Origin of the sequence: Listeria ivanovii subsp. londoniensis, assembly GCF_000763495.1 — a bacterium.
GTDB lineage: Bacteria > Bacillota > Bacilli > Lactobacillales > Listeriaceae > Listeria > Listeria londoniensis.
Genome location: NZ_CP009576.1, coordinates 1,666,514 through 1,680,109 on the forward strand (window position 1 = coordinate 1,666,514; position 13,596 = coordinate 1,680,109).

Annotated in this window: 13 protein-coding genes; 1 reads left to right on the forward strand and 12 read right to left on the reverse strand. The window is 37.4% G+C overall.

Annotated elements, in window-relative coordinates:
- Positions 1–11 precede the first annotated feature (11 nt).
- From JL53_RS08160 to JL53_RS08210, 11 genes are all read right to left on the reverse strand, one after another.
- Complete coding sequence (locus JL53_RS08160; protein WP_003719760.1) at positions 12–971, reverse strand: PhoH family protein; 960 nt, start codon at positions 969–971, stop codon at positions 12–14.
- A gap of 187 nt (positions 972–1,158) precedes the next feature.
- Positions 1,159–1,605 carry a GatB/YqeY domain-containing protein gene (locus JL53_RS08165; protein ID WP_038407315.1) on the reverse strand — a complete coding sequence of 149 codons (447 nt, stop codon included), beginning with the start codon at positions 1,603–1,605 and terminating at the stop codon, positions 1,159–1,161.
- Between the two features lie 19 nt (positions 1,606–1,624).
- Entirely contained in the window at positions 1,625–1,798 is a 174-nt protein-coding gene (gene rpsU / locus JL53_RS08170; RefSeq protein WP_003719762.1) for a 30S ribosomal protein S21, read from the reverse strand.
- Between the two features lie 197 nt (positions 1,799–1,995).
- Positions 1,996–2,763: a 16S rRNA (uracil(1498)-N(3))-methyltransferase gene (locus JL53_RS08175; protein WP_038407316.1), complete on the reverse strand. Its 768-nt coding sequence runs from the start codon at positions 2,761–2,763 to the stop codon at positions 1,996–1,998.
- Positions 2,764–3,708 carry a 50S ribosomal protein L11 methyltransferase gene (prmA, locus tag JL53_RS08180; RefSeq protein ID WP_038407318.1) on the reverse strand — a complete coding sequence of 315 codons (945 nt, stop codon included), beginning with the start codon at positions 3,706–3,708 and terminating at the stop codon, positions 2,764–2,766.
- A gap of 74 nt (positions 3,709–3,782) precedes the next feature.
- Positions 3,783–4,910 carry a molecular chaperone DnaJ gene (gene dnaJ, locus JL53_RS08185; RefSeq protein WP_038407319.1) on the reverse strand — a complete coding sequence of 376 codons (1,128 nt, stop codon included), beginning with the start codon at positions 4,908–4,910 and terminating at the stop codon, positions 3,783–3,785.
- Positions 4,911–5,054: 144 nt separating this feature from the next.
- Positions 5,055–6,896 (reverse strand): molecular chaperone DnaK, encoded by a 1,842-nt coding sequence (gene dnaK, locus JL53_RS08190; RefSeq protein WP_038407320.1) that lies wholly within the window; start codon positions 6,894–6,896, stop codon positions 5,055–5,057.
- A gap of 34 nt (positions 6,897–6,930) precedes the next feature.
- Entirely contained in the window at positions 6,931–7,506 is a 576-nt protein-coding gene (gene grpE, locus JL53_RS08195) for a nucleotide exchange factor GrpE (RefSeq protein ID WP_038407322.1), read from the reverse strand.
- A 41-nt stretch (positions 7,507–7,547) separates the two neighbouring features.
- The gene (hrcA, locus tag JL53_RS08200; RefSeq protein WP_038407323.1) at positions 7,548–8,585 is read right to left on the reverse strand and encodes a heat-inducible transcriptional repressor HrcA; all 1,038 of its coding nucleotides are present in this window, start codon (positions 8,583–8,585) and stop codon (positions 7,548–7,550) included.
- A gap of 146 nt (positions 8,586–8,731) precedes the next feature.
- Complete coding sequence (gene hemW / locus JL53_RS08205) at positions 8,732–9,889, reverse strand: radical SAM family heme chaperone HemW (RefSeq protein ID WP_038407324.1); 1,158 nt, start codon at positions 9,887–9,889, stop codon at positions 8,732–8,734.
- Between the two features lie 88 nt (positions 9,890–9,977).
- Positions 9,978–11,006 carry an NAD-dependent epimerase/dehydratase family protein gene (locus JL53_RS08210; RefSeq protein WP_038407325.1) on the reverse strand — a complete coding sequence of 343 codons (1,029 nt, stop codon included), beginning with the start codon at positions 11,004–11,006 and terminating at the stop codon, positions 9,978–9,980.
- Positions 11,007–11,118: 112 nt separating this feature from the next.
- Here JL53_RS08210 and JL53_RS08215 point away from each other — a divergent pair, with 112 nt between their 5' ends.
- Entirely contained in the window at positions 11,119–11,556 is a 438-nt protein-coding gene (locus JL53_RS08215; RefSeq protein ID WP_038407327.1) for a MerR family transcriptional regulator, read from the forward strand.
- A gap of 43 nt (positions 11,557–11,599) precedes the next feature.
- Here JL53_RS08215 and lepA read toward each other — a convergent pair whose 3' ends face one another.
- Positions 11,600–13,426, reverse strand: coding sequence for a translation elongation factor 4 (lepA, locus tag JL53_RS08220; protein ID WP_003719772.1), 1,827 nt, complete (start codon positions 13,424–13,426; stop codon positions 11,600–11,602).
- Between the last annotated feature and the right edge of the window lie 170 nt (positions 13,427–13,596).

Here is a 13,596-nt window from a genome sequence, read left to right on the forward strand (position 1 = left end):
TAGTCTCCTCTCTAATTTTGTTTCCCTTCATAAGCTTTAATAATTTCAGCAACAAGAGGGTGTCTGACAACATCGTGGTGTTCAAAATAAACAAAACCGATATCTTTTACATCTTTCAAAACTTGTTCAGCATTAACGAGACCACTCATTGCGCCTTTTGGTAAATCAATTTGTGTCATGTCTCCGTTTACAATCATTTTGGAATCATAACCAAGACGGGTTAAAAACATTTTCATTTGAGCGATAGTCGTATTTTGTGCTTCATCAAGAATAACAAACGCATGATCCAACGTACGACCTCTCATATAAGCCAGAGGAGCTATCTCAATCACGCCTCTATCCATTAACCTTGTTGTATGTTCCGTACCAAAAATATCATATAGTGCGTCGTATACAGGGCGTAAATAAGGATCTACTTTCTCTTTTAAGTCACCAGGTAAAAAGCCTAAGCTTTCACCAGCTTCAACAGCAGGTCTTGTTAAAATAATTTTGCTGACTTTTCCTTTTTTCCAAGCATCCACCGCCATAACGACAGCTAAATATGTTTTTCCAGTTCCAGCTGGGCCAACGCCAAAAACAATATCGTGTTTTTTTATCATTTGGATATAAGTTCTTTGTCCGAAAGTTTTTGGTCTAATAGGAGTTCCTTTAGCATTTTTGGTGATTTCGTCTTCAAATAGTGTATGGAAGTAAATCAGCGTCCCATTTTTTTGCATTTTTACGGCTTGAGCGATATCGCGTCCATCGATATGAATGCCTCTTTTTACAGTCAAAATAAGTTCTGCTAAAACTGCAGTAGTATGCTTAACAGCTTCTTCATCGCCGGTAATAGACAGTGTTTCTCCCCGTGTAATAATTTTTACCTGAAGCAATTCTTCTAAAAGTTCAATATTCTTATTGTTATTGCCGAATAAATCTTGGATATTTGTATCATCCGTTAATTCGACTATTTCATTAAATTCATTTAGCATTGGTTAACCCCTTCACCTGTTATAAGTGCCTTGATTAGTTATATTATACACGAAACCAGCGCACTTGAAAAACGAAGCGGTAGTAATAAGTGAATTCTTCTTGAAATGAGCGTAAAAAAACAGGATTTCTTCATAAAAATACGAAGGAACCCTGTTTCTTTACGTTTCAAAACTAGTTTGAATTAGTTTATGAAAGATATTTTTTTACGAATTGGTTAACTGCACCACCGTCAGCTTTGCCTTTTACTTTAGGCATGATAGCGGACATTACTTTGCCGAAATCAGCTTTACTAGATGCGCCAACTTCTTCGATAGTTGCTTTCACAATATTCTCAAGCTCTTCAGGAGTCAATTGTTTTGGCGCATAGTCCTCAACAATGACAATCTCGGAACGGACTTTATCAGAAAGGTCGTTACGTCCAGCTTTTTCAAATTCAGACAGAGAATCTCTGCGCTGTTTGAGTTCGCGGGAAATCACGGTTACTTCATCATCCGGAGTAAGATCTTTCGCACCTTGGTGAATTGCTTCGTTTTGTAAAGCTGCTTTTAACATGCGAATAACGGAAAGCTTTTCTTTCTCTTTATCGCGCATCGCTTGCTTCATATCTTCATTTAACTTGTCAAGCAGTGTCAACGAAATCATCGCCTTTTAATTAGAATTTGCGTTTTCTTGCTGCTTCGGATTTTTTCTTACGTTTTACGCTTGGCTTTTCATAAAATTCGCGCTTTCTGGATTCTTGCAAAGTTCCACTTTTGGAAACAGTACGTTTAAAGCGACGAAGAGCATCTTCAAGCGATTCGTTTTTACGAACTACTGTTTTTGACATCTCTCTTTCCCTCCCTCCGGCACTTACATGCACTCACTTAAATCCTTCATTTAAGTTCCAGAATAGGACATAACGGAAAATAAATTATGAATTATTCTGAAGTAATGCAGATAAGCATTCACTCATTAAAAATTATATACGAAACATCGGGCATCGTCAACATGAAATCGTTAACTTTCGCATAAATCTTTTAAATGTTAATCGTTTTTATTTTTATATAGATCAAAATAGAATGATGTAGCTGATAAAACATAAAGTGGCGCTGTTTCTGTTCTTAAAATTCTCGGGCCAAGTCCAGCAAGTTTTACCCCTTTTTCTTGCATGAAAAATAGCTCTTTTTCACTGATGCCACCTTCTGGACCAAAAATGAATAAGACTGACTGATTAGGGGTCACTTCCTTGAATAACGTAGAAAGTGTATTGTCTTCTCCTTCTCTAGCACTTTCTTCGTAAGCGACAACAATATAATCAAAAGAGTCACTATTTAATAGTAGTTCTTTCAAACTGTTAGCAAAACGGACTTCAGGAATGACTGTTCGATGCGATTGTTCCGCAGCTTCTTGTGCAATTTTTTGAAGTCGCTCGATTTTTTTAGCTACTTTTTTTTCGTCCCATTTTACAACAGATCGCTCTGCTTTAAAAGGAACAAATGCGTGAGCGCCAAGTTCCGTGCTTTTTTGAACGATGAATTCAAGCTTATCACCTTTTGGTAAACCACTTGCGATAGTCATTTGAATCGGTAACTCTGTCGTTTCATCAAGCCACTCGACAAGCCTTAATTGTACTTCTTCTTCGTTTGTATTTGTTATTTCAGCTATCGCTGTTTGATTATTCGAAAAAACAACATAAACTTGATCGTTAGGTTTCATGCGCATCACACGAGTTATGTGGTGAAAGTTTTCTCCAATAATTCGAATCGGTTCTGAATCATTTTCTAACTCTTGATTAACAAAATAACGCTGCATTTATTCCACTCCTCGTTTGGAAATAATCGCAACCCAATCCCCTTGTTGCTCGATTTTTTCAATAATGAGTCCAGCATTCTTTAGCGCTTCTTCTACTATCTTCGCTTTCTCTTGGATAATTCCGGATGCAATAAATATACCACCTGGTTTAAGTGCCGCATAGACATCTTCTGGGAAAAGTAAAATAACTTCCGCTAAAATATTCGCGACAATGATATCCATGTTGGTTTGATTGATATCTTGAAGCAGGTTATTTTGTTTTACCATGACAATAGCATCGGTTTTATTTAAACGAATATTTTCGTCTGCGGCGCGAATAGCTACTTCATCCAAATCCGTTGCTAGAATGGATTTAGCCCCCAGTTTAGCACTTGCGATGCTCAAGACTCCAGAACCAGTCCCAACATCAATTAATTGATCGCCTGGTTGTAGATAGTCGCTTAGTGCCCGGATGCATAATTGTGTTGTCGGATGGGTACCAGTTCCAAAAGCCATTCCTGGGTCTAGTTCAATAATGATTTCATTTGCTGCTGGTGTATAGGATTCCCAACTAGGAACAATCGTAATTCTATCAGTAATTTGGACTGGATGATAATATTTTTTCCAAGCTGTAGCCCACTCTTCGTCATCTACATCATTGACAACAAATTGGAACTTACCAAGTGGAATATCGAATGTAGTAAGATTCTTTAGTGTTTTTTCGATTTCTGGAATTTGCTTGATAAATTCGGTTGTTTTCAAGAAGTAGGCTTTAATAATCACACCATCTTCTGGATAGTCTTCTCGTTTTAATGCATAGATCTCACCAAACTTATCTTCTCGTTCACGTAAAAAATCGGCTACATCTTCAATGGATACGCCTGCTGCACCGAATTCCGTAAGTACATTTGCAACAGGTTCCACTGCTTCATTGGTTGTATGGACTTCCACTTCTGACCATTCCATTTTTTAACACTCCTTTAGTATGTAGAAAAGGTCGATGGTTGCTTTTCACACAACTATCGACCTCTCCTCACTCATCAATCGCCTTTAAAAGCTCGTTTCATTTTGTCAAAGAAACCCGATGTTTGCTCATCTACTTTGTCTCCAGTAGTAGAAGCAAATTCACGTAAAATTTCTTTTTGTTTATCATCTAGTTTTTTCGGTACAATCACTTTCACGATAACATGTTGATCACCAGTTCCGTTACCACGAAGATGCGGAACTCCTTTACCACGCAAGCGGAAAGTGGTTCCTGTTTGTGTTCCACTAGGGATTTTCAAGCGTACTTTACCATGAACTGTTGGAACATCAATCTCATCACCTAAAGTAGCTTGGACGAATGTGATTGGTACTTCCACATAAATATCGTCTGCTTCTCGTTCGAAAAACTCATCCGGGATAACGACAAACACAACATATAAGTCGCCACTAGGTCCGCCGTTGACACCAGCTTCTCCTTCACCAGATACGCGCATTTGTTGGCCATCGTTCACACCAGCAGGTACTTTCACTTTAATTTTCTTCGTTTTAGTTACGCGACCTTTACCATGACATGTCGCACATTTTTCTTTAATTTCTTTACCAGTACCATTACAGTATTGACATGTCCGTTTGTTTACTACACGACCAAATGGCGTGTTTTGTTCCACATTGATAGAACCTTTACCCCCACAGTGACTACATTTTTCTGGTGTAGTTCCTGGTTTCGCGCCTGATCCGTGACATGTATCACAGTTTTCTTCACGTGGGATTTCGATTTCTGCATCTTTACCGAAAACGGCTTCTTTGAATTTAAGACGCATTGTATATTGTAAATCGCTACCTTGTCGTGGTGCATTTGGGTCTTGTTGACGTCCACCTCCACCAAAGAATGTATCAAAGATGTCTTCAAATCCAGAGAACCCGCCACTGCTGTAACCGCCAGTGCCGCCTCCGAAACCTTGATTTGGGTCCACATGACCGTATTGATCATATTGTGCACGTTTTTGCGTATCACTTAAAACTTCATAGGCTTCCGATATTTCTTTGAATTTTTCATCTGCACCGGCTTCTTTATTTATATCCGGATGATACTGCTTGGACAGTTTCCGGTACGCTTTTTTTATTTCGTCTGCTGAGGCACTCTTGGAAATACCAAGCACTTCATAATAATCTCGTTTTGCCATCCGCCATCACTCCTGTCCATAATAGATTTTTATAGTCCTAAAGTATTGTAACACTTGAAAGTCATGTTGTAAAAAGTTTATTTCAGATAAAAAGCCAAAGCCACAGTAGACTTTGACTCTTTAACCAAGCTTTTTTTAAAAAGATTATTTGCTTTCTTTATCGTCGTCATTTACTTCTTCAAAATCCGCATCGACTACATCGTCATTTTTAGGAGCTTCTTGACCTTCTTCGCCAGCAGCTGCTTGTTGTTCCGCCGCAGCTTGTTCGTATAATTTAACGGAAAGGTTTTGAACGATTTCGTTTAAGCTATCTGTTTTTTCTTTGATTGCTTCAAAATCTTCCCCTTTAAGCGCTTCTTGTAATTCATCACGTGCAGCTTCTGCTTTTTTCACTTCATCTTCGTCTACTTTGCCTTCTAGTTCTTTCAATGTTTTATCAACAGTGAATACTAATTGGTCAGCATTGTTGCGAAGTTCAGCATTTTCTTTGTTCTTTTTATCTTCTTCAGCGTTAGCTTCAGCATCTTGAACCATTTTCTCAATTTCTTCGTCTGTTAAACCTGAAGAAGATTTGATAACGATGTTTTGTTCTTTACCAGTTCCAAGATCTTTTGCACGAACGGTTACGATACCATTTTTGTCGATATCAAAGGATACTTCGATTTGAGGAATTCCACGTGGTGCTGCTGGAATGTCTGCTAATTGGAAACGGCCTAATGTTTTATTGTCTTTTGCCATTGGACGTTCACCTTGAAGCACATGGATATCTACTGCTGGTTGATTATCAGCAGCGGTAGAGAATGTTTGTGACTTAGATGTCGGGATAGTTGTGTTACGTTCGATTAGCGTAGTCATCACGCCACCCATTGTTTCGATACCAAGGGAAAGTGGAGTAACGTCAAGTAGTACAACATCTTTCACATCACCAGTGATAACTCCACCTTGAATTGCAGCACCCATTGCTACTACTTCATCTGGGTTTACACCTTTATGTGGTTCTTTGCCTAATTCTTTTTTAATTGTTTCTTGAACTGCTGGAATACGAGTAGATCCACCAACTAAAATAACTTGATCAATATCGCTAGCAGAAAGGTTTGCATCTTTCAAAGCTTGGCGAGTTGGAGCAATAGTACGTTCTACTAAATCATGGGTTAATTCATCAAATTTAGCACGAGTAAGTGTTACTTCTAAGTGAAGTGGTCCAGCTTCTCCAGCGGTAATAAATGGTAAAGAAATTTGGGTACTTGTTACGCCAGAAAGATCTTTTTTCGCTTTTTCAGCAGCATCTTTCAAACGTTGAAGCGCCATTTTGTCTTTGCTTAAATCAATTCCGTTATCTTTTTTGAATTCAGCAACTAGGTAGTCAATAATTTTTTTATCGAAGTCATCTCCACCTAATTCATTATCGCCGGCAGTAGAATGTACTTCAAATACGCCGTCGCCAAGTTCTAATATAGATACGTCAAATGTACCGCCACCAAGGTCAAATACTAAAATAGTTTGGTCTGTTTCCGTTTTATCCATACCGTATGCAAGGGCAGCCGCTGTTGGTTCGTTAATAATACGTTCTACTTCTAAGCCAGCGATTTTACCAGCGTCTTTTGTTGCTTGACGTTGGGCATCATTAAAATAAGCAGGAACAGTGATAACCGCTTTGTCTACAGTTTCACCAAGATAATCTTCTGCATAGCTTTTTAGGTATTGAAGGATGATTGCACTGATTTCTTGTGGGGAATAGTCTTTTCCTTCGATTGTTTCTTTGTAGTTTGTACCCATGTGGCGTTTAATAGAACTAATTGTATTTGGGTTTGTAATAGCAGCACGTTTTGCTACTTCCCCTACTTGACGTTCGCCATTTTTAAAACCAACAACAGAAGGAGTTGTACGCGCGCCTTCTGGGTTAGGGATGATTTTTGCTTCTCCGCCTTCTAACACTGCAACTGCAGAGTTTGTAGTTCCTAAGTCAATTCCGATAATTTTACTCATTGTTATTTCCTCCTGTGAATTTAGTTATTATTTTTTATTGATTTACTTTTACCATGGACGGGCGAATAACCCGATCTTTTAGTTTGTAGCCTTTTTGAAGTTCAGCAGTAATTTCATTGCTAGCGATATCTTCATTACTATCTTGCATCACTGCTTGATGGAAATTCGGATCAAATTGCTCCCCAATAGCCGGAATCACTTCAATACCTTCTTTTTCAAAAGCAACAAGAATTTGATTATAAACCATTTCCATACCTTTTAGAATTTGTTTTACTTCTTCTTGTTCCGCTTTTGTTGCAAGTGCTTTTTCAAAACTGTCTAGTGCTGGAAGTAAGTCTTGCGCTAAACTTTGTGAACGATACTTTTGCTTAGCATCAAGTTCAGCTATATGTCTTTTTTTGACATTATCAAAATCTGCTTGCGTTCGCAGATAACGATTTTCCATTTCATCAAGTTTATTCTCAAGTTCTAAGATTTTCGCTTGATCTTCTGTCAAAGTATTCTCTGCAATATTTTCTTCCGTTGTTTCATCTGATTCATCTAAAATATTTAATTCTTCTTGTTCGATTTCATCAGCAAGCTTTTCTTTTTTGTTTTTTTTCTCAGACACTTTTGCCACCTCCTGAAAAAACAGCTGTTTTTTCAGCCTTCCTATTTTTGGTTATCACGATAAAGTTTCGTTAACACATCGGTTAAATCTCGGCTCATTACATCAACTAATCCCATCATCCGACTGTATTCCATTCTAGTCGGACCAAGGAGGACAATGCCACCAACACGTTCTCCAGCAATATTGTACGTTGCGGTAATGATGCTACAATCTTCCATTAGACTATTATTGTTTTCCCGGCCAATCTTCACTTGTAAGCCATCTGGAATATCTCTGAATAGCTCATAAACATCTTGTTCCTCTTCCATCAAACGCAGCATCTCACGGACTTTATTGATGTCATGAAATTCCGGTTGATTGAAAATATTTGTTTTCCCGCCAATATACACTTTTTGTTGACTTGCTTGTGTGAAAGAATCAGAAAAAACATGCATAAAACTTTCATAGTTTCTTACGTGTTTTTCAAGTAATTCTTTCACTTCCATTGGAATTTGTAATTTTAAATCGTCCAGCGAAAGCCCGACCAACCGTTCATTTAAAATATTTACCATACGTTCAATATCCGATAACGTCGTACCCTCAGGTATTGTAACGAGATGATTATCAACATGTCCTTGATCAGTTATTAAAATGAGCATTGCTTGAAAATGATTTATTGGTACAAATCTAAACCCGCTTAAATGATTTTTTGTCGCCTCTGGGCCAAGTAAAATGGACGTGTAATTAGTTAAATCGGATAACATCGATGCTGAATTTTGAATAAGTCCTTCCATCTCGTAATAATTTTCCGAGAAGAAAGAACGAATCATTTGCCTGTCAGATTTATCAAGCTTTTGAGGCTTGAGTAAATAATCGACATAAAAGCGATACCCTTTTTCTGATGGAACACGTCCTGAGGAAGAGTGTGTTTTTTCAATAAAACCATATTCTTCTAAAACACCCATCTCGTTTCGGATAGTCGCTGAGCTGTATGGTAACGCCTTCTCTTTCAGCAAATTTTTCGAACCAACTGGCTGAATAGTCCAAGTGAAATGATCGATGATGGCACGGAAAATCAAAAGTTGTCTTTCAGTTAACATATCTATCACCTCTTTTAGCACTCAATAACGTCAAGTGCTAAATACAAGTATAAATTTACCAAACAATTCTAGCTTAGTCAACCGAAAACACTCAATTTCAGACTAAAGTAGGATTGTTTGGTCAAAAATGGTCAGTCAGTGCGGTTTCACAAAAATTCTTGGAAAACATTATTGCCTAAAAACCGGCCATTTCTTGTAAGCGCCACATTTTCTTCGTTATTTTCTAGCCAGCCTTTTGCGGTTGTTTTTTGAATCGCATTCGCAAATGTTGCATCTAAATCTTGGCCGAATTTTTGCTTGAAATGTTTTTTATCCACGCCGTCCACTTTTCTAAGTCCTAAAAACATTTCTTCTTCCATTTTTTCTTTTAATGTAAGTTCTTTTTGTTGAAATGTTGGGAGTATATTCTCTTGCAAGGGTTCCATGTATTTTTTGATTGGGCCGAAATTGCTATAGCGTGTATTGCCGACATAGCCGTGTGCTCCGGCGCCAAATCCGTAGTAATGTTCATTGCTCCAATAAGTGATATTGTGTTTACTCTGAAATCCTTCTTTAGCAAAATTACTAATCTCATATTGTTTACGACCGTGCTTTTCCATTTCGTTGAGAAGTAAATCGTACATATTTGCCTCGGCATCTTGACCAGGAAGGAAAAGTTTTCCCTTTTGCATAAGGTTGTAAAAAATCGTTTTTGGTTCGATGATCAGTGAATACGCAGAGTAATGCGGTAAATCAAGGTCAAGCGCTTGTTTTAATGTATCTTGGAAATCGGCTTCTGTTTGTCCTGGCAAGCTAAAGATTAAATCAATGCTTACATTTTCAAATCCGATTTTGCGCATATTTTCGACGGATTGATAAACATCTTTTACAGTATGAATGCGACCAATTTTTTTGAGAAGTTCATTGTTGAAGCTTTGAACACCCATGCTAATACGATTAACTCCGTGATCTTGCATTGCTTGTAGTTTATATAGCGAAAGATCTCCTGGGTTGGCTTCAAACGAAAATTCGATATCTTTTTTGAGCGGCAGAGTGTTATGAATGGCGGTGCAGAGTCTCGCAATTTGCGCTTCGTTTAAGGTTGTAGGTGTGCCTCCACCGACAAATACCGTGTCGACTGGCGCTATTAGTCCTTTTGCGACTGTTAATTCCATTTCTTTAATCAGTAAATCTACGTATTCGTCGACCGGTTGTCCTTCTAAGAATACTTTATTAAAATCGCAGTAATAGCAAATATGTTCGCAAAACGGAATATGGATATATACCGCGGAACTTTCATTACTCGATAGGTTTGTATTTATCATTTTTATCAATTCCTTGCACTTAAAATTTGCTTCGTTGTCCATTAGTCAGTTTAACATATTTTTCAGTGCTTTTGTGCAGGATTCGCTTTTAATCTAATAAACCATACTTTGCCAAACTATCCACTGCAGCAAGAACGGCTTCTTCTTTTGTCGAAATCGGCTTCCATCCTAAAACATCTCTCGCTTTTGAATTGCTTATTTGGCGATTCATATTAATCATCAACTCGCCTTCTTTGGCGTGCTTACTAAATAAAGCCGCTGCTTTTATAGCTGCATTTGGTAATGTTTTTTTCGGCATTTTATCCACTAGTTCAGGACGTTCTCGTTGAAGCAAATTCGCAATATCTGCCATACTAATTTCTCCGTCAGCTGATGCAATAAAACGTTCTCCGTTTGCTTCTGGGGTAATCATTGCGAGAATGTGTAAATTGGCAACATCCCTAGCATCTACTACGTTTAGCGGAATGTTTATGACGCGTTTCATAGAACCGTTTAACAGATTTTTTAATAAGTCAAAGCTTCCGGAGACGTGATTGCTTTGTGATGGACCAAAAATGGCAACCGGATTGATGGTAGCGAACTCTAATTCCGTTTCATTTTCCATGAATTTCCAAGCTTCTTTTTCTGCAATTAGTTTGGATTTTTCATATGCAGACAAACCCTTAGTAAATTCGTCTGTCCAGTACTGTTCTGTTGTAATGCTATTTTTGTTCGCGTTGCTAAAACCAACTGCACCAAAATTAGAAGTCATAACAACTCGTTTCACTTTTGCCTTTTTCGCTGCTTTCAAAATTCTTGTAATACCTTCGATTGCTGGGCTTATTAATTCCTCTTCATTTTTAAATTTACCGAAAAATACAGGTGATGCAACACTTAACACATATTTACAATCACGCATGGCTTCTTCCCAACCTTCATCTTTAGATAAATCAAGTTCGACAAAGGATAGCTTCGTAAAATTTGCTAATCCATTATTTCGCAATACTTCTATTACTTTTTCTTTACTTTTTAAAGAGCGTACTGTTGTTTTGACATCATACCCTTGTTGCAATAATTGAAAGATAATATGCATTCCTAAAAATCCAGTCCCACCTGTTACCAATACGTTGTTTTTCATCGTGAATTCCTCCAATAGTAGTTAATTTTGCTTATTTTCATTATTAACTTTATACTTACTTTAAACCCTAGAGTATAGTGTAGGGCAAGGAAGCTATTTATTGGAGGTTAAAATGACTTATTCTATCAAAGAAGTGTCCAAAATATTTAATTTGTCGATTTATACATTGCGTTACTATGATAAGCAAGGTTTATTGCCATTTGTTTCTAAAAATCAATCTGGCTACCGCGAATTTACGGAATCAGACTTAAATTTAATTCATACGATTTGTTGCTTGAAAAATACAGGAATGCCGTTGAAACAAATCCGCACATATATTGATTGCGTGATGGAAGGACCTGTTTCTATTGAAGCTCGGAAACAGTTACTCTTGGATCATCGGAAAGTTGTTTTGAAAAATTTAGAGAAATTAACGGAAAATCTAAAAGAAGTTGATGTAAAAATTGCGAAGTATTCCTCTCCTGATGCCGTAGAAGTCATTACTTCTGAGCGGAATTATGTCACTATGGAGAAGAAAAAACATGATTTAATTTATCCGTATCATACATAAAAAGGTTGTGCCGTGAACGTGAGCTCACAGCACAACCTTTTTATTATTTCGATTCATCCATTTTCAAGATTGCCATGAAGGCTTCTTGTGGAACTTCAACGGAACCGATTTGTTTCATGCGTTTTTTACCTTCTTTTTGTTTCTCTAGGAGTTTCCGTTTACGGGATACGTCCCCTCCATAACATTTAGCAAGTACGTTTTTACGTAGTGCTTTAATAGTAGAACGTGAAACAATTTTCGTTGCAATTGCTGCTTGAATAGGTACTTCAAATTGTTGTCTTGGAATAAGTTCTTTTAATTTCTCCACAATGATTTTTCCACGCTCGTAGGCAAAATCACGGTGAACGATAAAGCTAAGTGCATCCACTTTTTCTGCATTTAAGAGAATATCCATTTTCACTAGTTTGGAAGCTTTATAGCCAATTAATTCATAATCAAAGGATGCATAACCTTTTGTAGATGATTTTAATTGATCAAAAAAGTCATATACAATTTCAGACAATGGGATTTCATAAACAATACTAACCCGAATGTCATCTAAATATTCCATCGTAATAAAATTCCCGCGTTTGTTTTGTGCAAGTTCCATAACTGCTCCAACATAATCATTTGGTACCATTACAGTTGCTTTAACATATGGTTCTTCCACGCTTTCGATTACGCCTGGTTCAGGCATTTCAGCTGGATTATCGACAATAATATTCGATCCATCTGTTAGATTCACGTGATAAATAACACTTGGCGCAGTTGTAATTAAATCAATATTAAATTCGCGTTCGATTCGTTCTTGGATGATTTCCATATGTAGTAATCCTAAGAAACCACAACGGAAACCAAATCCTAAAGCTTGAGAAGTCTCTGCTTCAAATTGTAAAGCTGAATCATTCAATTCTAGTTTTTCAAGTGCATCACGAAGATCATTGTATTTAGATGAGTCAATTGGATACAGACCACAATAAACCATTGGATTGAGCTTACGGTAACCATCTAATGCTTCTTCTGCAGGATTATTGGCGAGCGTAATGGTATCACCAACACGTGTATCTCCTACATTTTTAATGGCAGCAGTTAAGTAACCGACATCCCCAACAAGTAGTTCATCTTGTGGCGTGGCTTTTGGTGAGAATACGCCTACTTCTGTCACTTCAAATTCTTTCCCATTAGACATCATTTTGATTCTGTCACCAGCCTTTACGACGCCATCCATAATCCGAATGTTCGCAATAACTCCACGATAGGCGTCGAATACAGAGTCAAAAATGAGTGCTTTTAGTGGTTTAGTAACATCTCCAGTTGGTTCTGGAACTTTTTCAACGATTTGTTCAAGAATATCTTCAATTCCGATTCCTGATTTTGCGGATGCAAGAACAGCGTCGGATGCATCAAGACCAATTACATCTTCAATCTCTTCACGGACTCTTTCTGGATCTGCAGCAGGTAAATCAATCTTATTAATGACTGGTAAAATCTCTAAGTCGTTATCGAGTGCCAAATAAACGTTCGCGAGTGTCTGCGCTTCAATACCTTGCGCAGCATCTACAACGAGAATAGCACCTTCACAAGCAGCTAAACTTCGAGATACTTCATATGTAAAATCGACATGCCCTGGTGTATCAATTAGATGGAAAATATATGTTTCTCCGTCTTTTGCTCTATATTTTAGTTGTACAGCATTTAATTTAATGGTTATCCCGCGTTCACGTTCTAAATCCATCGAATCTAGTAGCTGATTTTTCATTTCGCGATGCGTTAAAGCACCAGTTTTTTCTAAAATCCGATCGGCGAGTGTAGATTTACCATGATCTATATGCGCGATAATCGAAAAGTTTCTAATTTTCTTTTGTCTTGCATTCATTTCTTCTTTGTTCATTTCCCCAGCTCCTGATTAGAACTCATCGCATAAATCCGATGGCAAGCTATCCTTGATTATATCAGTAGAACGCTTAACATTCAATGACTTCTTTATTGTTTACAGATAAATTTAAAATAAAATGGAAAGTATTATTGCAATATTGCTTTGATTTCGGTATAATAGCATTT